The sequence below is a fragment of the Chryseobacterium sp. RLHN22 genome (genome assembly GCF_051011795.1).
GTDB lineage: Bacteria > Bacteroidota > Bacteroidia > Flavobacteriales > Weeksellaceae > Chryseobacterium > Chryseobacterium zhengzhouense.
Genome location: NZ_JBPCHW010000021.1, coordinates 11,907 through 37,340, shown reverse-complemented (window position 1 = coordinate 37,340; position 25,434 = coordinate 11,907). Strand labels below are relative to the sequence as shown.

Below are 25,434 nucleotides of genomic sequence, written 5' to 3'. Positions count from 1 at the left end.
TAAATATTAGTTATGATCTAATTTTTTCCAGATTCTCTGGTCATCTACCTGGTGAAAATTTTTATCTAATTTAGAAAATCTCAGCGTTTCTTTGGCTCCTAAGGCTAAAAATCCTAAATTTTCCAGACTGTTATCAAAAAGACGAAAAACTCTTTCCTGAAGCCCACGATCGAAATAGATAAGAACATTGCGGCAGATAATCAGCTGAAAACTGTTGAAAGAGCTGTCTGAAACCAGATTATGAGTAGATAAAATAAGCTTTTCCTGCAGACTTTTATCAAACTTGACACTATCATAATTTGCGGTGTAATAGTCTGAAAAATCTTTTTTCCCGCCCGATTGTATGTAATTTTCAGAATAAAGCTTCATTTGCTGAAGCGGAAAAACTCCTGCTCTTGCTGTTTCTAAGACCGACGGATTCAAATCTGTTCCGTATATCAAGGATTTATGATAAAGATTGGCTTCTTTAAGCAAAATCGCCATAGAATAAGCTTCTTCACCGGTAGAACAGCCCGCAACCCAAATTCTGATTAAAGGATATGTTCCTAGCTGTGGTAATATCTTTTCTCTTAAAGTTTTAAAAAACTGTGGATCTCGGAACATTTCTGTCACGTTCACAGTGATTTCTTCTATAAATCGCTTCAGATATTCAGGGTCATTCATCAATGTATAACGAAGCTCGGCAAAGCTTGTAAACCTGTCAATAAGACAAATACGGTTTACTCTTCGCTTAAATGAGGCACGGCTGTACTCCGAAAAATCGTAGCCGTACATTTCGTAAACATCTTTGATAAGATATTCTACTTCTTCGTCTTTTACAATACTTGGTTCCAGCATTTAGAGAGATTTTTCAATAGCATTAATCAGCTGATCCACATCAATGGGTTTTGATATATAATCCTGTGCTCCGGCATCTATACATTTCTGTCTATCTTCAGGCATTGCCTGTGCTGTTACGGCAATGACAGGAATTTTATTAATTGCCGGATCTTGTTTAATAATTTTTATCGCTTCATATCCGTCCATTTCGGGCATCATCATATCCATCAATACAATGTCGATAAAATTGTCTTGTTTCAAAATTTCAATGGCTTCCTGAGCCATTGTACAGCTTTCGATCTGATAACCGCGCGATTTTAAGGTCAGTTTCAGCGCAAATATATTCCGTGGATCATCATCCACAATTAAGATTTTCTTATTCATCAGAATTCTACTGTTTAACTTTCGTATAACCAAACTCTTAACAACGACAACAACTGATCGATGTCCACAGGCTTTGAGATATAATCGGAAGCACCTGCATCAATACATTTCTGGCGATCTCCGATCATCGCTTTCGCTGTGATAGCAATAATCGGAAGCCTCGCAAATTTTGGCATTTTACGGATCTCTTTAATGGTTTCATAGCCATCCATTTCAGGCATCATCATATCCATCAAAATTACGTCTACATCAGGATTTTCTTTTATCTGCTGCAAGGCATGTTTCCCGTCCATTGCCACTACTGCTTCAACCTTATATTTTTCAAGCGCCTTGGTTAAAGAGAAAATATTACGTGCATCATCATCAGTAATCAGAATTTTCTTACCGCTGAGAACCTCTGTTAATGATCCTAAAGTTTTATTTTTTACATTTTCAGGCGAACTGTTTTTTTCTTCCACCAAATGCAAGAATAAGCCAACCTCGTCTAAAATTCTCTGGTAAGAGTGTGCCGTTTTTACAACAATAGAATCTGCATATTGCTTAATTTTAAGCTCTTCGGATGTAGAAAGGTTTCTTTCTGTAAAAATAATAATCGGCAGGTTTTCTAATCCTTCATAACTTTTGATAGACTCCACAATCTGATACTCATTTCCTTTGGATGCTCCGATGTCTAAAATTACACAATCTACATGATCTGTGGTTAAAGCTTTTACACTGTCTAAAACATTATTTTCTACAGACAAAGAGATATTAAAGTTGCCCAAGAAATAAGACAAAGCACTTGCATGTTTAGCATTTTCCTCAACAATTAAAACCTTTTGCGGCCCTTTCTTTAAAGCTTCTTCTATCTTTCTGAAAACATCGGTCATCTGATCAAGAGCTACAGGTTTATTAATGAAATCAATAGCACCTTTCATCAGGCTTTCTTTTTTCACATGCAGCACAGACATCATATGAACCGGAATATGTTTGGTTTCAGGGTTTGATTTGAGATCATCCATCACTTGCCAACCATCTTTTACAGGAAGCTGAACATCCAGCAAAATTGCTTGTGGCTTATATTGCAAAGCAGCAGAAAGACCATGATCGCCTCTTACAACTACAACACCTTTATAATTTTGCATCCTTGCATATTTCAGCAAAGCTTTTGCAAAGTTTGTATCGTCTTCTATAATTAGAATAACTTTATCTCCGTCGTTGATCTTATCTTTATCATCATCAACATTTTCGGGGATTTCCAATGTGTTGATGGTATCATAATATTCGGTTTCACCGTCATCAAGAATGTTTTTAATCTCAGAAACATCCTCACGAATGATCTCCACAATATCCTGGTCGGTTTCAATAGGCTCTATGTGGGGAGTTTCTTTCACAGGAATAATCAGACTGAATTCACTGCCTTCGTTCACTTTGCTTGTCAGAATTAATTCTCCGCCTAAAAGTCTTGCGATTTCACGGCTTATCGACAATCCTAAACCTGTACCTCCGAATTTTCTTCTTGTGGAGCCATCGGCTTGCTGGAAAGCCTCGAAAATAATCTTCTGCTTGTCTTCTGCAATACCAATTCCGGTATCTTTTACTGAAAATACAATAAAGTCAGTTCTTTTTAAGTCCTTCGTGATATTTAATGTTATACTTCCCTGTGTAGTAAATTTCAGTGCATTTGAAAGTAAATTCCTCAACACCTGATCAACTCTTAAACGGTCGGTTTCAATTGTTTTCTTTACTTCATCGGCAATTTCAATTTTAAATTGAAGCTTTTTTTCCTGAAATATTGGGTTGAATAGGTTTTTAAGATCCTTTACAACTTCATCAATCTCAACTTCCTGATATTCCAGAGTCATTTTGCCTGATTCTATTTTTGCAAGATCCAAAATCTCATCAATCAAAGTAAGCAGACTGCTTCCTGAGCTCTGAATTACTTTTGCAGATTCTATCTGATCTTCATTAAGGTTTTCTTCAGGGTTTTCTGCCATTAATCTTGATAAAAGAAGAATTGAATTCAAAGGTGTTCTCAGTTCATGAGACATGTTCGCCAGGAATTCAGACTTATATTTCGTACTTAATGCCAGTTCTTCAACTTTTTTCTGAATCTCATTATTACGTTCGGCAATAAGGTGATTTTTCTCTTCAAGCAGCCTTGAGCGTTCCTCCAATTCTGCGTTTGCCTGCATCAGCTCCTCCTGCTGAACTTTTAACTCTTCTTCAGAAGCCTGAAGTTTCTGGGTTTGAGCTTCCAATTCCGTATTGAGATTTTCAAGTTCCGAATGCTGAACCTGCAACTCTTCAGACTGGGCCTGGGTTTCTTCCAAAAGATGCTGCTCTTTTTCACGACCTTTTGCAGCATTGAGTGCAATACCGATATTTCGTGCAGATTCTACAAAGAAATCAATTTTATCCTGATCAAAATTTTGTGTTGATGCCAGTTCTAAAACTCCAATACCATGACCTCCGTAAAATATTGGAATTAATAACAGTCCATTAACTTTAAGCTGGCTGCTTGCAAAACTTACCACAAAATCCTTATCATTAAGATCGTTGTAAATTTTTTCTTTCTTACTCAAAAAAGTCTGCCCAATCATTCCTTCACCAACTTCGAAAGCTTTTTTCATGGAATTTTCTAATCCAAAAGCCGATGTAAGTTTAAGGCTACCATCATTAATGAGATACAAAGAGCCATTGATGCATCCGCCGTATTCAATCAGCTGATTTAAAGACGCTTGTGAAACTTCTTTCACACTTTTATTTCCCACTAAAGATTCGTTTAAAATAGCAAGACCTTTTTGTTTCCAGTCGCTTCTGTTGATCTGATCAAAAGATTTTCTTAAAGATTCCTTCATATGATTCAGAGAGTCTACAAGATCACCCAAATCATCCTGTGCATCATCTGTCAGCGTTTGCGTATAATCACCATTAGCTACACGGTTTGCAATTTTCTGAATGGCACTTACACGTCTGGATATTTCAATGTCTTTTGCTCTTAAAGCTTTCTCAAGCTTTTCTCTTCGAACCAGATCATTTCTGAGCTTTAAATAGAAAAATGCAGTGACAATAATTGCCGAAAGTGCTGAAAATACAATAAATATAACCGTTGTATTTGAGGATTTATTCAGGTCTTTACTTTTAATTTCGAGCTGGTTTTCTTCATTTTTCACAAACTTGTTGACCACCTCACGGCATTTATCCATATACGCCTTACTTTCGAGAATCTGCTGTTGAGACATTACAATACCTTTGCGGCGGTTATCAACATAAAACCTCAGATTAGCAATGCTTTTTTCAACATTTTCCTCCAGAGCGTTCAGTAATTTTTGTTGATCCGGATCTGAAACATCAAGATTTTTTGCCTGACCTATTGCTTTTGAATATTCATTTAAGCTTCGATTGTACGGCTCAAGAAAACTTTCTCTTCCTGTGAGCTGATAGCCTCTGTTACCCGTTTCAGCATCGAGAATAGCAACCAAAACATCTTTTACAGCGGTTACTGCACGTCTGCTTTTACCTACACTCTCACGATGATTCATCTGATTCTGAATACTCATGTAAGAAGCAATGGAACTGGCAACAAGTATTACTAATGACAGGCCTACACCAAACTGCAGATTTCTTAATATTTTTTTAGGCATAAAATTAATTTAATGGTAAAGTGAAATAAAAAGTAGAGCCTTCATCTACAATACTCGAAACACCAATGCTGCCGTGATGCTGTTTGATAATCTCTGAGCAGATATAAAGACCAATTCCCATCCCTTGAAACTGCAAGGAAGATTCTTCTACACGATAAAATTTATGAAAAACAGATTCCTGCTTATAATCCGGAATACCAATTCCGAAATCGGTAACATTCACTTTTACTTCCTGTTCTTCCTGATCTACAAAAGTGGTCACAATAACCTGATTATTTTGTGGTGAATATTTAATCGCATTTGTTAAAAAATTGATTAAAACCTGTTCGATACGGATTTCATCAAAAGGAATCAGAATATCAGGAATAAAACCGTGGCGATCAATTTTTACTGCATTTTCACCGTGAGTCTGGAGAATGGTATCAATTGCATTTTTAATTGTATTTTCTAGATTTGCAGGTTTTTTATTGATCTTGAGCTTTCCGTTTTCTATTTTGGAAACATCAAGTAAATCTGTGATCAGGGTATTCAACTTTTCGATCTGATCGTGTACTTTTACCATAAAACCGGCTTCAGAACTATCTTTATCAAGCTTCAGTTTGCGGTCTAAAAGCTGAACGTATGCTTTAATGCTTGTTAGAGGAGTTTTGAGCTCATGACTTGCGATACTGAGGAATTCGTCTTTTTCTTTTTCTACTCTTTTCTGGTCATCAATATCAGTAAAAGTTCCCACCCAGTTTTTTACAACATTGTCTTCACGAACCGGAGTTACACGAAGAAGATGATATCTGAAATCACCGGATTTCCTGTTTTTTATCCTGATTTCCATCTCTAAAGCTTTACCTTTCTTTTTACAACGGGAAAACTCTTCTACGATATTGAAATCATCAGGATGCGTTTCCGGAAAACTTGTATCTGAAACAGAATATTCATACCACTTCCCGTTAACGAAATCTACAATCCCATCCTGATTTAAGGTAAATGCAATTTGAGGCAGAGACTCGAGCATAAGATGAAAGTGATCAATCTGAGATTTCATGGTTACCTGAGACTCTCTTCTTCCTTTGACTTCAAGTTCAAGGCTTTGTTGGGTTTTCTTCATAGCCAAATTCTGCTCCTGAAGATTGTAAAAGGTTTTTACTTTCAACAAAAGAATTTCAGGATCTACAGGCTTGGTAACGTAATCTTTTCCTCCGGAGGCATATCCTTTGGTAATGAATTTTTTTTCTGTATTTACTGCAGACAGAAATATTATTGGGATTTCTTTTGTTTTGCTATATCCTGCAAGAGTTTCGGCAACTTCGAACCCATCCATCTCCGGCATCTGAACATCTAAAATAATCAGTGCGTAATCATTTTTTAAAGCTTTTCCTAATGCTTGCTGTCCTGACTCTGCCGTGTCTACCTGAAAATCTTTAGATTCTAAAAGTTTTTTGAGAGAAAAAAGATTATTCTGGTTATCGTCAACGATTAAAATCATGTCAATATAAAATCAATAATTTATAATAATTTAGGCTGTTTCAAAAATACTTACAATAATTAAATAAACAGTTATTTTTAAAGTATTTTTATCATAATTGTAATTATTAATAACATGTTTAATTATTTTACCTGAAAATATTTTAATAAATATAAAAACGAGGATATTATTAAATCAGTGTTAATAAATTTCGTTCTGCGATCGCAATAATAGTGCCATATTTTAAGAATATTACAATCATATTTATTTATAAAAAAATATTTAATAATTTTTCGCCTTTAAAATTCACATTTAACTGTTTTACAATAATTTAAAGACAATCCATACGTTAAAATTTATGAATTATTACAGTATATACTATAAATATATTACCATATACATTGCAAAACAGCCTAAACAATCTTAAATTTGTAAAACAAAAACCTCTTAATAGAGTAAAATATACTAATAAAATAAACTTTAATATTAACACTTTACACAAAACACAACAAAAAAAAGAAGAAATTTCCAAAACTAAATATAACCAAATCAATTATTTAACAATCGATAGTATGAAGATTTCAAATTACAGACTGACAAGAAGAATAGCTTACCTTTTAATAATTTCTATTATAGCGTCTGTACTTATAGTTATTATTTCAAAAAATATGACAGTTGATATTGCACTTTCTGTTTTATGCATTCTTCTTATTTTCTTCCTGCTTCGGCTTCAGTGTATTGTTTTTGAGAATTCGGGAAACTGTATAACTTTCAGAAAACATCACCCATTTACATTAAAAAGATTTATTCCGCCTTTTATTGAACTACCACAATCGAGTATAAAAGACTATGATTTTCGAAAAGGATTAGGTGTTTCACATTTAACACTAAAAATAAACTCCCAACGGAAGAAAAAAATGGTGGTTAAATTATTTTTATTAGGTTTTACAAATTCACAAAACAAAAAAATAATTTCGTCATTACAGTTTATAAAGCTTAATAGAAAAGATTGATTTTCATTAAAATCAATTTCCATACAGATGTCTTCAGCCAATTGCGTTGAGGACATTTTTTATGACTGTATTGTAAGATAAAATAAAAAATCCCCGGATCAACGGGGATAAAAACTAATAACCATGAAAACTCAATTACCATGAGTAAGCATGATTATTGAAATTTCGTACCACTTTCTGCGGATAGCGTTACTTTTAACCTTTTTTAATATTAATAAGCATCACGGGTTAATTTATTGAGAAAATTTTAACTAAAAAAACAATAACATCATTGCCCATATTTGTGTCCTCAAAGAAATTAATATAAAAAATACCACATTGCTTCAAACAAGATACTGATAATCAAATTGGCCAAAGAAAATTACGCAGTAAATCAACTCAAATATTCAATAAAGGCACAGAAAATGTATACATATAAATACCAATCAAAAAATTTTAATATTATGAGAAGTATATTATGGCTTGTTGCAGTTATCTGCATTGTCGTTTGGCTACTAGGAATGTTAGGAGTGATCCCAGGAATGGACACCGGAAGTTTAATTCACGTACTACTTGTTATTGCAATAATTGTTGTACTCATCAACATTATTTCGGGACGAAAACCACTCAACTAAAGTTATAAAAAACAGCTGCACTTATAGCAGCTGTTTTTTTGTATGTAATATCAATCACTTTTCATCAACAAAAAAGAGAGCTGAATAAACTCTCTTTTATATTTTTATAACAGCTGTGTACTAAAATCATGTTGCGTAAATTACTTTCTGAAAAACATTCAGCCCTTCCACTTTCCCGTTATTTTCATTGTATATTACTTCGACATTAAAACAGGTCATTTCATACAGAACATATTTCAGAGAATTGAGCATTCTCTCGTTCAGTATACGGCCTTCACTTATAACAAGATCTTTTTGGGTCTGAGCCGGCAAATTTTTAAAATCGTAGAAAGATATATTCATAGCTGCTAATTTTAACTGTTTATTATATCTCTCTATACAATTCTTTTACCAATCTCGATGTAATATACCGAATGTGGTATTTTTTTTATTTTCTAAAGAAGATTATTTATAACTAAACAGGAAATAGCTTCGGTAATATTCTTTACATTTAGTTTTTCAAAAAGCTTTCTCCTATGCCATTTTACTGTAGCACCTGTTATAAATAATTTTGAAGCAATTTCATCTATTGTATACCCCTGAAGATAAGATCTAACAATATCTGTTTCTCTGGCTGTAAGTTTAATTTTAAATTCAGGATGCCATTTTTCACTCTCCTTGCAATATTTCCAGATTATATCTGAAAGCTTTGATGATATTATGAGATTTCCCGGAGATTTAGCCATAGATACTGAAGCAATACACAGCGACATTTCTATTCTACCATTTTGACTTAGTGATAATGGTGTTATTTTGTGATTGTAAAGTACTTTCTTTCCTGATTGGTCATTGATTTCGAAATCATAGCTGATAGAATATTCTAATCTTCTGTTTACCGGAATTTGCGAAAGAAAGTCTGAAAAAAGACAACAAGTATTATAAAGGGTGTTGTTATTAACCGATTGATTATTGCAGTCCAAACCATGCTTATTTTCACAATATTCTTCCAGGGAAGTTTTAGGAATATCTAAAGTCTTGTTATTAATTATAAAAACATTCCCGCTGGTCAGTTGGGTTACAGCCTGAATAGTTCTTGAAACAGTATCTGAGTCGAGGTGTTTACGTTCAACAACTGCAGCCACAGGCCTGTCAGTTGCTAACTGATAATTGTTTTTCATGTTAATTTTTATTTCAATGGTGATGGATGTAAAACTAAACAAAAGTGTAGTAAAATTCAAATTATATTGATTTATTTTTAAAAAAAAATTAATATGAGTAAGAAACAGACTATCATAACAAAAAAACCGAATAACAGATACATTAAAGATCACTAGATTTAGAATAATAAATAACTATTAACCTAAATATTCTCTTATGACAAAATTTCGTAATTGTATTATTTATAATTCTGTTCTCAGATTATAAAAGATTGATGAAGTATTAAAATCATTACTAATCAAAAAAAAATAATATGACAAAAACTAATCAATCATCATTCGCTGTGCTACGGAAAATTTTCTACGTATGGCTCTTATTCTTGCCATTACTCTTATTTTCGCAAGGTTCCGGCACAATAATTAAATGGGATTTTCAAGTCGGGTGCGCCCAGAATTTATCTGAGTATGATCCCAAATTAGACAACGGGCAACTGTTTCAGGGTATTGAAAGATCAGAATGCATTCGCGTATGTGAAGATAAAGAAATCACCTATACAATTGAAGGAACAAACATTACCAATGTACAATGGAATATTGGCGGAGGCGTGCTACAATCACTGAGCGGAGCCGGAAATACTCAGGCTATTATTAAATGGGGTGTTGCTGGCAACGGATCTATACAGATTACCATAACATATTCAAACGGTACTACAGAAAGCCGCACAATCTGTGTTGAAAAAATTAATCGTCCAACAGCAAATTTCCAGGCTGCAGGAGGCATTAAGCCCAAAGTATGCAGAAATACTCCCATTTATTTTGATAACATATCAGACCAAAACGGAGGCAGCGATATCCTATATTACCATTGGGATTTTGGTGACGGTACTTTTTCAAATGCTTTTGAGCCATCACATACGTATACAACAGAAGGCACCTACCCGGTAACACTCACAGTTACCAACCAGTGTAACTGTACCCACAGTATTACGATAGATGTTGAAGTACTTAAAGCTGACCCTGTAACAATATCGTGTGCATCTGTAGTTTGCGAAGGAAGTGTTGAAACCTATACAGCAAGCGATAACTGTGGCGGAGACTGGGAAGTAAAAGGAGGAACAATAGTTGCTAATAACGGTAATTCGATAGAAGTAAAATGGGATCAGGTAGATCCTTCAGAAGGATTCGGATATGTGATGTACTTATCTAAATGTACATGTCCGGAATGGGTTACAGTAAAGGTACCTGTGATCTTAAATAAAGCAAGAATTAAAGGAAAAGAAGCTATATGTGCAGGAAAGCAGGAAAAATATTCTTTACCACAATGGCCTGCAACAAGTTTCCAATGGAGTGTTTCCGGACCAGGTTCTGCTCAACTTAACTACAATGAGCATAGAAATGAAGTATTTTTCACTGCTAATCAAACAGGAACTTATATTTTATCATGTACTTATATAAATACTTTATTAGGCTGTAAAGGATATGCAGAAATAACCATTAATGTAGATGCTCCGGTAACAATAACGGGAGGTTCAGACGAAATCTGTTCAAATACAACGCAAACATTCAATGCAAATCCTGGTACAAATGTAATATGGCAGGTAACAAAGGATAATGCGGTTATTTATACCTCTGCAACACCATCTCCTACTCTTCCAAATTTCTTGTTTTCAACTCCGGGAACGTATCTTATAACAGCTACAAAACCTGGCGGATGTACGGGAGATCCAAGAATTATAAGAGTTGTTCAGACTCCACCTGCTCCAACTGGAAATATCATCGGCGAAAGAAGAGTTTGTACAGGAGTACCTTATACTTACAGCATAGCAACGATTACTCCGGGAACAATACCTGTATGGGAAGTTACAAACGGAACAATCCAGGGCAGCAATTCAGGACAATCTGTAACAGTTATATTTAATCCTGGTGCAACATCTTTTGCTGTATCGGTAAGAAATAAGTCACTTGACCCGGTAGGATGTTTATCAGATCCTTTAACACTTTTGCTTAAAAAAATCAATCTGACTGCCAATATCGTTGCTGCAGCTCCGGGACCTTACTGCCCGAGTTCATCGATGGTGTTTAAAGTTGATTTTAATGGTGTTGTTCCTGATCAAATCGAATGGTCATTCGCAAGCCTTAATTTCGGAAGTGTTGTTTCAGGACAGGGAACAAATCAAATAACAGTTAATTTTAATGAGATTTCAAGCGGAGTTAATTCGACAAATCTCAGATTAAAAGTAATCAAGTGTGGCGTTGAATATTTCTTCAATTATCCTGTTGAGCTGTATCAGCTCCCTGTGATCAACTTTACAAATATCCAGAACATCTGTTTAGGTGAATCAGGGTTAAGCTTCTCAATCAACCAGGGTGGGATTACCAGTGCTACAGATGTGGTTTTCACATTCTCAAACGGTTCTTCACATACAGCAGGATTCAATCCTTCAGGTAATTACAGCTTCTCTAATCAAGGATATATCCAGAACAATACAGGAGCAAATATTAGCCAAACTGTAACTGTAACCATCAATGGAGCTCATAGCTGCAGCTATAAACCTACTGCAAGTGCCAGTTTTGTTGTTTATCCGGAAACAGTGATCACTATTACCCCTGCTGCTAATGTTGAAATTTGTGATCCTACAAATTACACACCTTATACGCTTTATGCGAACATGTCAACAGGTATTACCCCATCAACAGTATTTGAGTGGAGAAAAAATAATGTAATCTTACAGACAGGAAGCTTAAACTCTTTCCTAATTCAAGGTACAAATCCTTACGGAACATACTTTGTAAGAGTAAAAGATGCAAATGGATGCTGGGTAAGATCCCAAACGATAAATGTTACTCAAGAATGTAATGATAACACTTGCGGAATTCCGGAACCTACAATTAATGTCACCGCTAATTGGACAGGATGTAACACTTTATCGGCACAGGCTTCTTACAGCGTAGTTCCCGATCAGGTACAATGGTTATCGAATTCTGTTCTAACGTTAACCGGCGGACAAGGTACCAATAACGCACAGTTTACAACAAATATAGCCGGTGTACACCTTGTAACAGTCCGTATAAGAGTCGGTAATTGCTGGTTTAGCAAGACGATTGAAATGATCAAACGTTATCAGCCTAAATTTAATATTACCCAGACTTGCAGTAATAATGGTACTTTTGATGTTACTTTACACAACAGCTCAACAATTTTTGATATTAATCAGAATGACATTACTTTTACGTGGGGTAATGGAGGACCTTTCACGCAGACAGGTCAGACGGCAAGTTTCAGTAATTTATCGCCAGGAGTACACACCTTTACGCTAACGTTGACATCTGCAAATAATCCGCCTTGTACCATTACGGAAACATACACAATTGCACCAACTCCTAATCTGAACTTCACAGGGTTACCTGCTTCGGTATGTAAAGGAGAAGTGGTTACATTAACCATTCCGAATTTCAATTCCAATAATACGTATAAGTGGTTTTTTGATAATACCGCCTATGTAGCTTCAGGACCTACAACTGAAATTACGTTTAATAACAGTGGGCCAAATTCAATTTATCTTCAGGTAACCACTCCTCAAAGTTGTGTTTACACAGGCTTACCACATATCGTACAGGTGGTGGAAGATAATTTCGCAGGTATACTTCAGGCATTCAACACGAATTCGTGTGAAGGAAGTTCTTCTAACCCAAGTATTACTTATATACCGAATTTTGCTTCAGTTACCCCAACAAGTTATATTTGGATGAATGGCAACCAACCTGTTGCAGGTGCACCGAACACGAGTTCGTTTAACCCAACTGTTTCCGGTAATTACTGGCCAATTCTGAAAGGTTCAACCGGATGCATGAGTTACATAATGGCTACACAGGCTGTATCTGTAACTGTAAGACCAAAACCATATGTGAATATTTCAGGCAAAACCAGTATCTGTGCTAATCAGTCTACAACATTATTCGGTATTGTAACAGATAATACATTAGAATATCAATGGCTGAAAAACGGCAATGTAGCGGTAAGCTGGACTAATTCACCATATCCTATCACAATCAATACAGGTAATCTTACTGCAGGAACTCATACGTTCAGACTTATGGTAAGACCAGTAGGTGATCCGGGTTGTGAGAATTACAAAGACTTTACAGTTACGGTGAGCAATCCGCCTTCACAGGTAGGTTTGAGTTATAATATCGTACAATGTCAGCCTTATAAAGTTGAAATTACAGCAACAGGCCCTTCAAACGGACAATACAACTGGAGTAACGGAATGACCGGGCAGACTATTGCTGTTACTCATGGAGGAATTTATCGTGTGACCTACACTGCTCCATCAGGATGTATTGTAGAAAATGATATTACAGTGCCTCAAAGTATTGAAAGCTTGATGTGGATCTTCCCTACAGGATGTTATGATGTTTGTCCTGATGGAACTTCATATCTTATCGGTCCAAGAGGAATTTACGACGGACATAACTGGCAGTTGAATGGTTCGAATATACAAGGAGGAAGCTTTGGCTTTATTAATCCTTTATATATTAATCAGGCCGGAACATATAATTTGGAAATTACCCAGGGTATTTGTACCGTGAAGAGTGGTGACATGAATGTAAACCCTGATCCACAGTTATGTAAACTTGAGCCATGTAAAATTGGTGTAAAAGTAGAAGTAGTTCGTGGTAATGGCAATCCAAATTATGCTTTATACGGAGAAATCTATAATTATGCTTCGACACCGGTTGTTTTAACAATAACCAGTGCAAACGGATACGGAACTTACAGTCCTTCAATCATTACAATCCCTGCAGGCGGAACATATAATATGTGGACCAACCCAATATTATTCTATCCTAATGCAACTTTCCCTGGTGGAATTGATGATATGATTGTTAAAGGATATGGATGTGAAGTAAAAGAACCTATAGATTATTCTTTATCATCAAGAGTAGCAGCTTCATCAGAAGAAAAAACTGTCTCAGGAATTCAGGTAACACCAAATCCTTCAAAGGATATGGCAGAGGTAATTTTTGATACTGGAAATTCTAAAAATGCAGCCAGAATGATTACTGTACACGATGCTTCGGGAACACTTAAATTCCAACAGGAACTTAAAGCAAGTTCAGGAAAAGTAAGTATAAATGTATCGCAATGGCTTCAAGGAGTTTACATCGTAAGCGTTGTGACTTCCGACAAACCATTACAGGCAAAATTGCTCAAAAAATAATTAATTATTCTAAAGGCTGTACATGGTACAGCCTTTAGTTTTTACCAAAAATAAATGATAAACACTGCAAACTTCGTAATATTTTTATAAATTCACAGCCAAATCTTTAATATGAAACACCAAATCTATTTTAAACTATTATTCTTGTCAATTCCTATTTCAATTTTTTCTCAAAATTATCAGTGGCAATGGGCGAGACAAGGCGGAGGAAACACCGGAACGCTGGGAACAGGCTTCAATGAAACAGCCGATGAAATGATCCGCAGTATTGCTGTAGACAATCAAAATAATTACTACTATCTTACAAGTATATTTCCAAGCTCCCCGCAATTGGATGGACAGCCGGTAACAAATTATAATTCAAAAGATCTTTTATTGTTTTCTACAGACTGTCAGGGAAATATCCGGTGGAGCCAGACGATCGGCGGCTACGGAGATGGCGAGAATGCCTGGAAATTAGAAACCGATAATAACGGTGGGCTTTACATCATGGTGAATGTAGTAAATCAGGCAAATATTAACGCTCCATCAACTTATACTCCCACACACTTCGATACAAATACCTCACTTCCGGTTGTAAATGTAGCTTATAACAGTCCGGATCCTGATCCGGGCATTAATACCGCATTTCTATTAAAATATAATACATCTAACGGTTCTTTAGCATGGCAAAAACCACTTCAGGGAAATGTAAGCTATGCACTCAGATCAGCAGATAATGGTTTGTGGTGTATGGATTCTTCAAAAAACATTCATGCCATATTAGGTTTTTCGGCAGGAACTCATTTGGATGGATTAATAACAGTTCCGGCAAGTTTCACAAGCACATTTCAGTATTTTCTGGTGAAATTTAACAATAATAACGGAACTATGACTCCTGCAGCAAATCCTATTCTGCTTCCTGTGACCGGAACTTTTGCATCAGCAGTTGGTGGTGGAAAAATTCAGATGCTTTATGATGAAAATCTTAACAGATATTATATTGCAGGTTCGAGAAGTTCATCATTTGGAAATCCGTTTCCATTAGCGTACAACTCAAACCCGATTAATAATGACGGCTTTATGCTGGCAATTAACGGCAGCAATGGCAATGAAATATGGAGAAAAGAATTTACTACTCCCAATACAACAGCTCAGGATGACAAAATCTTTGGATTGATTAAAGATAATAATTCTAATGTATATCTTTCAGGATATTATTACAGAGGAGTGAGTACCACTGCTGTTGCTTCATTTGGAGACTATACTTTCCCGCTACCGTTCAACAGTGGGATAAATCCTTTTGTTTTGAAAATGAATTCGTCCGGTGTGGTACAGTGGGCAAAGATTCATGACGAATTAACAGCTACTGCGCCGATGGGTTACCGATTTATGAGAGGGCCTGTAGTACTGAACGGCAATGAATTGGCATTTGTAAAAGGCGCCATTGGTGATAAATGGGGAACCTTTCAAATGATAAGACCACAAAATGATCTCGCCGATCCGCTTCTGGTACGTTTGAATAAAGATACTGGAGCAGTAATAGGAACCCATGAAATCCAGAGCAATTTTGGTTTTCAGGATGAACTTTCGGCTATCGCAGTAGATCATGACGGAAACTATGTTGTGGGCGGACTATTTCACAGCCAGCTCTTTACCGATGCTTCAGATGGTGTAAATACAATGACCGCAGCGGGAAACAGTGGCAAGTCTCAATTTTTTATTTCCAAGCTTGCTAAATCTGTTTGCAGTCAGCTTTCCGTAGAAGAATCTTCAGCTGAAGCCGGTGTTACATTTTACCCGAATCCCGTAAAAGATATTTTAAATATCAGCAGTAAAGAATCGCTTCTTTCGTATGAGATTTATTCTGCAGACGGCAGGTCAGTACAGAATGGCAATTTGAGCCTCCACAAATCTTCAGTGAATATATCTTCTTTAAACGCAGGAGTTTATTATGTGAAAATAAAGACAGATAAGACTGTCGTTACAGAAAAGATAATAAAGAAATAGGTTTCTTTTACTTACCAGTTAATTCCCTTTTCTTGAGAGGGAATTTCTTGTTAAGATAATTAGTCTGTCCATAAAAAAACAAGGTTTTAGAATTTCACTTTAGCATGAATATTCTTATTTTTAACGTCTTCCAATGTTTTAATGATTTTAATAATCTGGTATTCGCTAAAGAATTGTAGAGGTATTTTAACTATTTTTTTGTTGGGTGAAAAATCATCCTCAACAGTAATTTTCACCAAATAAAGCATCAATTTTTTTTTCACCTCATAACCGGTGATAGATGAAACGGGTATTTCTATTAATGGATGGATATAGTTAGTTTTGAATATACCATATTTCCCAAAAAGAAGGTATTCATCCGAACAATCAAATTCATAATTAGGAAGAAATATAGCAGTAAAAAAAGCAATAAATCCCAAAAAAGCCATTATTACTTTTAAGATTTGCAATGAAGATATGACTGCCATTATTAGCAAAAAGACAAAACATATCATAAGAATGAAGCGAATAATTTTCACGTTATTTTTATTCTTTATTTTCATAATCAGGTATTAATTTAAAAAGGTCAACAGTTTAATATTAATAAACTAATGACCTTGCATATAGAGAGTTTGTGTTATAAAATTGACCGGGCAAAAGTAAGTTTATCAATTGTATAACCCAAAATATATATAACCCGTTTTCAGGAAAAAAGAAACTTAAATTCACTCATTAATCGTGTAATCTGAGTTAATATAATTTTTTATATTAGATATAATGACTTCTTATAAAAAAAGTATTAAACATTATCTATCAACCGTTTATAACAAAATACGATTATACATTTTCAGGAATATGACAACTGTTTTTCTTGTACAAAAGAAAGGCATCAAGTATTTTTGCTCATCTTAATAAAACAAAAAATCTTAATTTAGAAAAGGCATATAGCTTTAGAGCTATTTTTTTTCATCATTTGTGTTTTTAAGCCTTCTTTTACGAGAGAGGGCTTTTTTATGACTTTTGATTATTTTCAACTAACTGCTATTAAAAATTGTTATACTAAAACTTTCTACGTTTTAAATTGTATTTTTGTGTTTTAAATGTCCATATTTTGATTATTAAACTAAATCATCATTCCGTTTTAATCTTAAAAGAAATGTAAATTATAGCAAATGTTAAGAAAAAATTTACTGAAGCTGTCATCTTTCACCATTGTACTTATAATATGCTGTAAACTGCAAGGGCAAAATCTTGAAAATTATAATAAAATTTACAACAAAACTTATCTTGAGACCTCTCAGAATGATTTTAGTAAGGCACTATTTATTGCCGATTCTTTATTTCAGACTTCCAAGACACCAAAATTCCAAACAAAAAGTTTAATGCTGTCTGCAACCTTACATCAGCAATCGGGCAACATCAAAAAAGCTGTTGCTTATGCTCAGAAAGCAGAAAAAATTGCGGTAGATTCTGATGACTTTCTTTGGCAATCAAAGATATACGGATTTTTATCTTCTCAGTACAGGAATTTAGGTTTATATATCCAATCGAAGAACTATATCGACAAATCCGAAAGCATCATTAAGAACCTTGATAGCAAGCTCTACGCCGACAATATGATGGGTTTCATTATGCAGGAAAAAGCATATTATGAGATTCAGTTTAAAAACTACAAGAAGGCGTTATCTTATATTCAAAAATCTCAGAATTATTTCAATTCAGCAGGGAATAAGGAGATTTTCATCACTGCTAATAATAAACAGCTGGAAGGTTTATGCTATTTAAAATTAAGAAATTTCACAAAGGCTCTTAATAGTTATAAAGATGCTGAAACTGCTCTTGAAGATATGCCGGACAATTTTTTAAAAGGATTAATTTTTAACGAAACTGCCCAAGTATATATTGAAACAAAAAATCTTGATCTGGCAAAAAAATATCTGGATAAAGCAGAGTCTATTTCTGATCAGTCCAACTATATCAATCTTAAGAATGAGATCTACACTACTTCACAGCAGTATTATATGGCTACCCAAAATATTAAAAAACTTACTGAAGTAACTAAGAAGCATGATTCTACCAGCCAGAAAATATCTGATAGCACCACTTCTTTCATTAATACAGAATATGTAGATCTTAAAAATAAAAATAAGCTTGAAGAAAAGAAATCACTTGGAAAAAATTCAATTATAATATTTTTTATAGTTCTGGTCGTTATCATTTTAGTGATAATCGGCATTTATTACAGGAATCACAAACTTGTTTTAAATAGCTTAAATAATGACCTTCGTGAAGTAAAAAAGAATTACAGCGAACTGCAAAACAGTAAAAAAGCAGAAAATAATCTTACCAAAAGTGAAAAAGATAGCGAAGGAGAAACTGAACAGCAATCTATAATGACCGAAGCAACTGAGCAAAAACTGCTGGCTAAGCTCGAAAAATTCGAGAATTCAGTATTATTTACCAAAAATACAGTTTCATTGCCTTATTTAGCAGCTTATTGCGATACCAATACAAAATATTTGTCTTACATTATCAATAATTTTAAACATAAAGATTTTAACAATTATATAAATGAGCTAAGAATAAATTATATCATTGAAAAAATCAAAACAGAATCAAAATACCAGAAATATAAGATTTCCAGTCTTGCAGAAGAAGCTGGATTTTCTTCCCAAAGTAAGTTTACGGTCGCTTTTAAAAAAATCACCAATATGTCTCCTTCTCATTTTCTGCAAACACTTAAAGATAGAGAAATATGATTTATTTTTTAATCAACAAATTTTAAATGCCTGAAAATCAATATCACTTAATTACAAAAAATAATGAAGTTATATATAAACACAGCTTCCTATTCCCTACACAAAAGCTCTGATTTCTGGCCTCTTACATAACTATTTGAAAACATTACTTATATTTGAATAGTCTCAGCAATCATTATATAACTTATAACAATTACTTTTAATAAAATGAAAGCCATCATTGCTATTTTCCTGTTAATATCAGGAATAATGTTTTCTCAAAATCAAAGGTTTATCTATGAATATTCATTTAAGCTGGATTCATTAAATAAAGAAAATGTTGATAAGGAAATCATGAATCTTGATATCACAAAAGAAGGTTCCTATTTTTACAGTGCTTTGCTGATCACACGCGATTCTCTTTTCAACGCTGAGGTAGAAAAAGGAAAGGTTTCAAATTCTATTAACATTGATTTTAGAAAAATTAAACAACCAAAAGTTAATTTCAGAATTTCAAAAACATATCCGGATTTGGAAACAGTTTACCATACCTTACTTAATGCCAGTAACGTTGCAGTGAAAGAATTGAAGAAAATGAATTGGACTATTCTTCCGGAAACAAAAAGTATAGAAGGCTTCAAAGCCCAAAAAGCAACAACTCAATTCGGAGGCAGAAACTGGGTTGCGTGGTTCACTAATGATGTTCAAATCCAAGACGGACCTTATAAGTTTTGTGGTTTGCCAGGATTAATATTAAATATCGAAGATGAAGGTAAAGCTCATATTTTTAATTTAGTGGGAAGTCAGAAACTCGACTATACCCCTTCACTTATAGACTCAAAAGTGAAAGAGATTTTTGTAACAAAGGAAAAATTCAATCAGCTCTGGAACGAATATATAAAAGACCCAGCAAAAAATATTAAACTAATGCACAGCTCTTCTGAAATGTCAGAAACAATATTGTTTAATTCAAACACAGGAAACCCAATGACAAAGCAGGAATTAATCAAGAACAAAGAAAATGCTGCGAAAAAATTCTTAGCAAAATTCAATAATTTTATAGAAAAAGACCTTTATAAATAAAGATAGTGACCCCGTAAATTTAAAACTGACTCAATAAAATATAAATAAAACCCTCTAAACAATTATTGGTTTAGAGGGTTTAGTTTAAAATTGATTGAGGTATTCTTTTATTTTTTCTCTTGGTATCAGATCCAGAACCTTGTTTGCATCAATAATTTTATGTTCATTAATTACGCTATGAACAGCCCTTGCAGCATCAGGGGAATTGATTAATCGCTCAAGAAGACCGTAAACATTAACCATCTTTTTATGCTTATTTTCTTCATCGCCACCAAACCATGATCCGTTAAAGTGATGACTTACATAATTCTTGGGTAAATCCTGTGAAAAGTACACAGAAGGATAAAGTGTGACATCATGTTTCAGCTTTTGGATGGTATCACTGTACCGGTCTGCACCGTATTCTTTTTCGAGCATTTCAGAAAAAATATCAGTATTGATGCGTTCTTCAAACCCATTCTGCTTATTATAATAAGCTACAAAATCTTTTGAGAGCTGATGTCCCGGCTCTGCCATCCAGAATGCTGAATATGGGACACCTTTAACTTCAAAACCACAAACTGCTTTTTCGTTCAGAAATTCATCCAGTGGAAGCTTAAGTTCCATATCGGTATCCATATAAATACCGCCATGATCAAGCATTACTTTGGAACGCACATAATCCGATACAAAAGCCCATTTTTTCTGTTCGAAAGCTTCTTTTACATAATTGTTATCTTCTAAAGGTGCATTAGTTTCATTCCATTCTACAATTTCATAATCAGGATGAATTTTTTTCCAGGATGCAATGCAGTGTTCTGCCAATTCATGTTTAGGATGACCGCCAAACCAGCAGTAGTGTATTTTCTTAGGAATCATATATTTTGTTTTTGGTGTTAATACTAGCATGTGCTGTCAACATTCATTACAAAAACTAAACCTTAATTTTAATAAAGTGATTTTTTATTTGAATAAAAACGCTTTTTCATGTGGTTTAACTAATTTGTAATTCTTAAATATGTTTTAAATCATTTAGTTTAACATATTAATCATTAAATGGTATGGTTATTTCTTACAGAAAATATAATTGAAATCCCTGAAGTTTTATTTTATATTAAATTTATGGAACAGCAAAATCTCAACCGCTATATCCCAAAGAAATATGTACAAATTTCAACTCCTGAATGGGTGAAAAATGCAACGCTGTACGAACTCAATGTACGGCAGTTTTCTGAGGAAGGAAATTTTAAAGCGATTGAAAAACAGCTGCCCCGGTTAAAAAAGCTTGGAATTGATATTATCTGGCTAATGCCGATTCATCCCATCGGAGAAGCTCATCGTAAGGGAACTTTGGGAAGTTATTATTCTGTGAAAGATTATTATGGTATTAATCCTGAATTTGGCAATGCGGAAGATTTCAGAAATTTGGTTAATGCAATCCACGATCACGGAATGTACGTCATTCTCGACTGGGTTGCCAACCATACAAGCTGGGATAATGATTTGGTCGAAAAACATCCTGACTGGTATATGAAATCAAGAAAAGGCACTTTTCAATCTACAAGATGGAGGGATTATGACGATATTATTGAATTTGATTATAAAAATTCTGATTTACGAAAATATATGACCGACGCTCTGAAATTTTGGATTACAGAGTATAATATCGATGGTTACCGATGTGATATTGCGAGCTTTATTCCTCTTGATTTCTGGGAAAATGCAAGGGCGGAACTTGATGCTATAAAACCGGTTTTTATGCTTGCAGAAGCAGAAGATAAAGAGCTTCATCGCAAAGCATTCGACGCTACCTACAATTGGAATTTATGGAATATTCTACATAAAATCGCAACGACAGAGACAAGTATCAAATCGCTCACTGAGGCCTATATTGCAGAACATGTATCCATATTTCCAAAAGAAGGAATGAGGATGAATTTTATCGATAATCATGATAAAAATTCCTGGGAAGGAAATCAATACAGTAACTTTGGGGATGCATTGAAAGCTGCTATTGTTTTTACAGTACTGATGGATGGAATTCCTTTGATCTATAACGGACAGGAAGCCGGGCTTAATCGATCTCTTGAATTTTTCGAAAAAGACCCGATTGAATGGAAAAATCATGAAATTGAAACACTCTACTCTACTCTTTTTTATTTAAAACATCAAAATCAGGCACTTTGGAACGGAAATCATGGCGGAGAAATAGTAAGAGTTATAAATGACCGTATGGATCAGGTCATTTCTTTTGTTCGGGAGAAAAATGGCGACAAAGTTATCAGCTTTATTAATTTAAGCAGAGATATTTTAGTCGTACAATTTGATACCTCTTTTGATAGTGGTTTATACACTAATTTATTTACAGGAGAAAAGCAAAAAATTTCTGAAACATTTATTCTAACCATGAATCCTTGGGATTACGTGGTGTTACACAGTTCATCATCAAATTAAAATTATTATATCAAAATATATAACAGATATTAATTATTTGTTTATAGTATGATAATTTTTAATTATTTAATGATTATTTATGGTTACATTTCTTATAATGACTCAGTATTTGCTTGATCATCATCTGGTATGGTGAACCAGAAAGTGCTTCCCTGGCCTTCTATACTTTCAACACCGATCTTTCCGCCATGACGTTCTATGATATCTGCACTGATATATAATCCCAATCCTAATCCAGAAGCCTGTACACCTTTTGAATCTACCCTGTAATACCGATCAAAAAGATACGGCAATTTATCCTCAGGAATACCGGGACCATTATCTGTTACTGAGACCTTGGCAGAATTGTCGGAATATTCAACATTCACAAATATTTTTCTGCTCAGAGGTGCATATTTAATAGCGTTATTAATGAAATTAATTACGATCTGCTGTATACGGTTCTCATCTGCAATAACATCTAATTTTCTTTCGCCTCCAACAATAAGCTCATGATTTTCTAAATGGATGATATTTCCACAGCATTCATCCACCATATGTGCTAAATCAAACTTCTTCTTGTTTAGTATAACCTTACCTTCATTAATTCTGGTGACATTTAACAATTCTTCAACCAGTTCAGAAATCTTTTCCATACTTTTATTAGATTGATCGATCAACTTGGGAAGAAGTGCGGTCGGACTTAATTTCATTCTTTCTAAAAGCTGTAAAGAAACTTTTAAGCTGGTAAGTGGTGTTTTTAGTTCATGGCTGGCAATTGAAATGAAATCATCCTTTTGCTGCTGAATTTGCTTTAAAGCTGTAATATCCATAACCGTTCCAAGCAATTTTTTTACATTTCCTTCAGGATCATAATGCACATTCCCATGCAGACGGATCCATTTCACATTGCCATTGCCTGCAATAATCCGGGTTTCATAAAAAAGCTTTCCCGTTTTTCGGGCTATGCTGTGAGCATGGTCACTAAGATGCACGTCTAATGGGTGATAGGCAGCCAAAACCTGGGCTCTCAATACAGGGGAAGTCACACCAAAGATTTCATCAAAACGATCCGAACCAATTACTGACTGATTTTCATAACTCAGCTCATAGGTGCCGATATCTGCGGCTTCGATAGCAAGACGGTTACGTTCCTCCACGTCTTCGATCTTTCTTCGGGCCAGTACTTTGTCTGTTACATCGTTTCCGACCACCATAATTGAAGTGACCTTGCCTCTTGAGTCTATTACAGGTTCGTAAACAAAATCAATAAATACAGTTTCATCAACGTCATTCCGGTTCAAGATAAGCTCATGTTCTCTTCCATGAAAGGCAATTCCGGTTGTAATTACCTGCTGCATAATCGGTGAATATATTTCTGTAGCTTCAGCTACCGCCTCCCAAATAACACGTTTTTCGACCTGATTTCTCGGTTTTCCGATCAACTCCAGATAACCTTCATTCACATCAGTTACAACCAAATCTCCAGCCCGGATCACACATATCGCCACAGGTGCCTGCTTTATCAAATTTCTGAATCTTGCTTCGCTACGCAGCAATTCTTCATTGGATTCTGCAAGTTCTTCATTCGTAGCTGCCAATTCTTCATTGAGAGCGGCAAACTCCTCATTGGAAGCAGCCAGTTCTTCATTTATATCCTGCAGTTTCTGCTCACTCAGTTTTAGCTGTGTAATATCGATGCAGGAGCTGATAAAGCCGGCAAAACTCCCGTCATTAAGAAATCGGGGCGTTCCTTTTTTTAGCAACCAATGGTAAGACCCATCAGCTCCCAGCAACCGCATTTCAGCTGTATATGAAATTTTTAGATGAAATGCCTCCTGATGAATTTCTAAAAAACTTTGTTTATCTAAAGGATGAATTAAATCATGCCATCCCAAGCTGATAAGCTGATCTCCGGTTCGTCCGCTTAGTTGTGACCACGCTTTATTAAAATAAATCAACTGACCAGTCTCATCACGTACACCTATGAGTACATCCGTATTATCAGCCATAGACCTGAATCGCTCTTCACTTTCCACTAATGCCTTCACACGATCTTCTACCATCCGCTCCAACTGAGCATTCGTACGGGAAAGCTCTTCCCTGCTCGCATGGAGATCTTCATTAGTTGCAGCCAACTCCTCATTTGCTGCAGCAAGTTGCTCATTCAGTGACTGTTCACGAATCAGTAATCTCTTGTTCTGACTGGCTTGTTCCAGTTCGAGCCTATTGAGATAACGCTCAGTTACATCTATTGCCGTATGCAATATTGCCACTACTCGTCCGTCTGCATCCTTAATAGCACGGTATTCAAAATCAAAGTAATAGGTGCCGATTACGCCGTCTACCATTATTTCAGCCGCTGTATCATTTCCCGAAATAGTGATACCTTCACGCCATACCTTAGCAAACATTTCAATAAAAGGCTGACCAGTCAGCTCAGGCATTGCTTCTCCTAAGCCTTTTCCTATCACTTCCGACCCACGCCCCCAAATGTTTAGCATAGCCTCATTTGCAAATTCAATCCTTGCATTTTCACCGACATGTACAGCAGTAGCAATATTGGTAAAAGAGAGTACATTGATCAATTGTTCAAAGGTAAGAGATGGTACTGAGGCCTTCATTGTCTTTTTAGTTTCGGTACACGAAAATACGAAAATAGGAAAGATATTAAAGGTCCACACTACTGAAAGTATACCACAAATTGAATTTAATAAATATTTTCCTTAATAGGACTGTAGATTAAGAATTTACAGAATTGGTGATGATAGACATGAAGCAAAATAGAAACTGCCATAATGAAAAATTTGCTGTAATTTACGGCAATGTGGTATATAAAAATCCTTTGCTTATACTGCGCTGGATAATGAACTATAGCAATAATATCACGTAGTTACTTTTCAGAGCCTTACAAAACCCTATTTAATACTCATTGTCTTATGATTATCTCTATTAATTAA

General features: G+C 34.9%; 16 protein-coding genes. 7 read left to right on the top strand and 9 right to left on the bottom strand.

Annotated features, from left to right (window positions below):
• Positions 1-6: 6 nt before the first annotated feature.
• Genes ACR1PN_RS17205 through ACR1PN_RS17190 form a run of 4 tightly spaced genes read right to left on the bottom strand, consistent with a single transcriptional unit; the run spans position 7 to position 6,309 of the window.
• Entirely contained in the window at positions 7-837 is an 831-nt protein-coding gene (locus ACR1PN_RS17205; RefSeq protein ID WP_378172166.1) for a CheR family methyltransferase, read from the bottom strand.
• A complete protein-coding gene (locus ACR1PN_RS17200) occupies positions 838-1,203 on the bottom strand; it encodes a response regulator (RefSeq protein ID WP_433981025.1) in 366 nt (121 codons plus the stop codon).
• Positions 1,204-1,217: 14 nt separating this feature from the next.
• Positions 1,218-4,829, bottom strand: coding sequence for a response regulator (locus ACR1PN_RS17195; RefSeq protein WP_433981024.1), 3,612 nt, complete (start codon positions 4,827-4,829; stop codon positions 1,218-1,220).
• A gap of 4 nt (positions 4,830-4,833) precedes the next feature.
• Positions 4,834-6,309, bottom strand: coding sequence for a hybrid sensor histidine kinase/response regulator (locus ACR1PN_RS17190; protein WP_378172176.1), 1,476 nt, complete (start codon positions 6,307-6,309; stop codon positions 4,834-4,836).
• Positions 6,310-6,956: 647 nt separating this feature from the next.
• Here ACR1PN_RS17190 and ACR1PN_RS17185 point away from each other — a divergent pair.
• Together ACR1PN_RS17185 and ACR1PN_RS17180 are read left to right on the top strand one after the other, a co-directional pair.
• Positions 6,957-7,301 (top strand): hypothetical protein, encoded by a 345-nt coding sequence (locus ACR1PN_RS17185; protein ID WP_433981023.1) that lies wholly within the window; start codon positions 6,957-6,959, stop codon positions 7,299-7,301.
• 443 nt (positions 7,302-7,744) lie between these two features.
• Positions 7,745-7,915, top strand: a complete 171-nt coding sequence (locus ACR1PN_RS17180; protein WP_191178651.1) for a lmo0937 family membrane protein — start codon at positions 7,745-7,747, stop codon at positions 7,913-7,915.
• A 126-nt stretch (positions 7,916-8,041) separates the two neighbouring features.
• On the opposite strand, the gene ACR1PN_RS17175 is transcribed toward ACR1PN_RS17180, so the two are convergent.
• Both ACR1PN_RS17175 and ACR1PN_RS17170 read right to left on the bottom strand, forming a co-directional pair.
• Positions 8,042-8,257, bottom strand: coding sequence for a hypothetical protein (locus tag ACR1PN_RS17175; protein WP_433981022.1), 216 nt, complete (start codon positions 8,255-8,257; stop codon positions 8,042-8,044).
• A 92-nt stretch (positions 8,258-8,349) separates the two neighbouring features.
• Positions 8,350-9,072, bottom strand: a complete 723-nt coding sequence (locus ACR1PN_RS17170; protein ID WP_433981021.1) for a response regulator transcription factor — start codon at positions 9,070-9,072, stop codon at positions 8,350-8,352.
• Positions 9,073-9,365: 293 nt separating this feature from the next.
• Between ACR1PN_RS17170 and ACR1PN_RS17165 the strand changes: the two genes are divergently transcribed.
• Positions 9,366-14,273, top strand: a complete 4,908-nt coding sequence (locus ACR1PN_RS17165; protein ID WP_433981020.1) for a PKD domain-containing protein — start codon at positions 9,366-9,368, stop codon at positions 14,271-14,273.
• Positions 14,274-14,384: 111 nt separating this feature from the next.
• Complete coding sequence (locus ACR1PN_RS17160; RefSeq protein ID WP_433981019.1) at positions 14,385-16,262, top strand: T9SS type A sorting domain-containing protein; 1,878 nt, start codon at positions 14,385-14,387, stop codon at positions 16,260-16,262.
• A gap of 86 nt (positions 16,263-16,348) precedes the next feature.
• Here ACR1PN_RS17160 and ACR1PN_RS17155 read toward each other — a convergent pair whose 3' ends face one another.
• Positions 16,349-16,804: a hypothetical protein gene (locus tag ACR1PN_RS17155; protein WP_433981018.1), complete on the bottom strand. Its 456-nt coding sequence runs from the start codon at positions 16,802-16,804 to the stop codon at positions 16,349-16,351.
• Between the two features lie 609 nt (positions 16,805-17,413).
• Here ACR1PN_RS17155 and ACR1PN_RS17150 point away from each other — a divergent pair.
• Positions 17,414-19,000, top strand: coding sequence for a helix-turn-helix domain-containing protein (locus ACR1PN_RS17150; protein ID WP_433981017.1), 1,587 nt, complete (start codon positions 17,414-17,416; stop codon positions 18,998-19,000).
• 207 nt (positions 19,001-19,207) lie between these two features.
• On the top strand, positions 19,208-20,062 hold the full coding sequence (locus tag ACR1PN_RS17145; RefSeq protein ID WP_433981016.1) for a GLPGLI family protein: 855 nt from the start codon (positions 19,208-19,210) through the stop codon (positions 20,060-20,062).
• Positions 20,063-20,146: 84 nt separating this feature from the next.
• Here ACR1PN_RS17145 and ACR1PN_RS17140 read toward each other — a convergent pair whose 3' ends face one another.
• Positions 20,147-20,920 carry a glycosyltransferase family 32 protein gene (locus ACR1PN_RS17140; protein ID WP_378172207.1) on the bottom strand — a complete coding sequence of 258 codons (774 nt, stop codon included), beginning with the start codon at positions 20,918-20,920 and terminating at the stop codon, positions 20,147-20,149.
• A gap of 177 nt (positions 20,921-21,097) precedes the next feature.
• Between ACR1PN_RS17140 and ACR1PN_RS17135 the strand changes: the two genes are divergently transcribed.
• Positions 21,098-22,495, top strand: coding sequence for an alpha-amylase family glycosyl hydrolase (locus tag ACR1PN_RS17135; protein WP_433981015.1), 1,398 nt, complete (start codon positions 21,098-21,100; stop codon positions 22,493-22,495).
• 92 nt (positions 22,496-22,587) lie between these two features.
• On the opposite strand, the gene ACR1PN_RS17130 is transcribed toward ACR1PN_RS17135, so the two are convergent.
• A complete protein-coding gene (locus tag ACR1PN_RS17130) occupies positions 22,588-25,098 on the bottom strand; it encodes a PAS domain S-box protein (protein ID WP_433981014.1) in 2,511 nt (836 codons plus the stop codon).
• Positions 25,099-25,434: the final 336 nt, after the last annotated feature.

Coding starts and splice junctions, on each gene's coding strand:
- ACR1PN_RS17205 (WP_378172166.1), bottom strand. CDS start 837: ATGCTGGAACCAAGTATTGTAAAAGACGAAGAAGTAGAATATCTTATC.
- ACR1PN_RS17200 (WP_433981025.1), bottom strand. CDS start 1,203: ATGAATAAGAAAATCTTAATTGTGGATGATGATCCACGGAATATATTT.
- ACR1PN_RS17195 (WP_433981024.1), bottom strand. CDS start 4,829: ATGCCTAAAAAAATATTAAGAAATCTGCAGTTTGGTGTAGGCCTGTCA.
- ACR1PN_RS17190 (WP_378172176.1), bottom strand. CDS start 6,309: ATGATTTTAATCGTTGACGATAACCAGAATAATCTTTTTTCTCTCAAA.
- ACR1PN_RS17185 (WP_433981023.1), top strand. CDS start 6,957: ATGACAGTTGATATTGCACTTTCTGTTTTATGCATTCTTCTTATTTTC.
- ACR1PN_RS17180 (WP_191178651.1), top strand. CDS start 7,745: ATGAGAAGTATATTATGGCTTGTTGCAGTTATCTGCATTGTCGTTTGG.
- ACR1PN_RS17175 (WP_433981022.1), bottom strand. CDS start 8,257: ATGAATATATCTTTCTACGATTTTAAAAATTTGCCGGCTCAGACCCAA.
- ACR1PN_RS17170 (WP_433981021.1), bottom strand. CDS start 9,072: ATGAAAAACAATTATCAGTTAGCAACTGACAGGCCTGTGGCTGCAGTT.
- ACR1PN_RS17165 (WP_433981020.1), top strand. CDS start 9,366: ATGACAAAAACTAATCAATCATCATTCGCTGTGCTACGGAAAATTTTC.
- ACR1PN_RS17160 (WP_433981019.1), top strand. CDS start 14,385: ATGAAACACCAAATCTATTTTAAACTATTATTCTTGTCAATTCCTATT.
- ACR1PN_RS17155 (WP_433981018.1), bottom strand. CDS start 16,804: ATGAAAATAAAGAATAAAAATAACGTGAAAATTATTCGCTTCATTCTT.
- ACR1PN_RS17150 (WP_433981017.1), top strand. CDS start 17,414: ATGTTAAGAAAAAATTTACTGAAGCTGTCATCTTTCACCATTGTACTT.
- ACR1PN_RS17145 (WP_433981016.1), top strand. CDS start 19,208: ATGAAAGCCATCATTGCTATTTTCCTGTTAATATCAGGAATAATGTTT.
- ACR1PN_RS17140 (WP_378172207.1), bottom strand. CDS start 20,920: ATGATTCCTAAGAAAATACACTACTGCTGGTTTGGCGGTCATCCTAAA.
- ACR1PN_RS17135 (WP_433981015.1), top strand. CDS start 21,098: ATGGTATGGTTATTTCTTACAGAAAATATAATTGAAATCCCTGAAGTT.
- ACR1PN_RS17130 (WP_433981014.1), bottom strand. CDS start 25,098: ATGAAGGCCTCAGTACCATCTCTTACCTTTGAACAATTGATCAATGTA.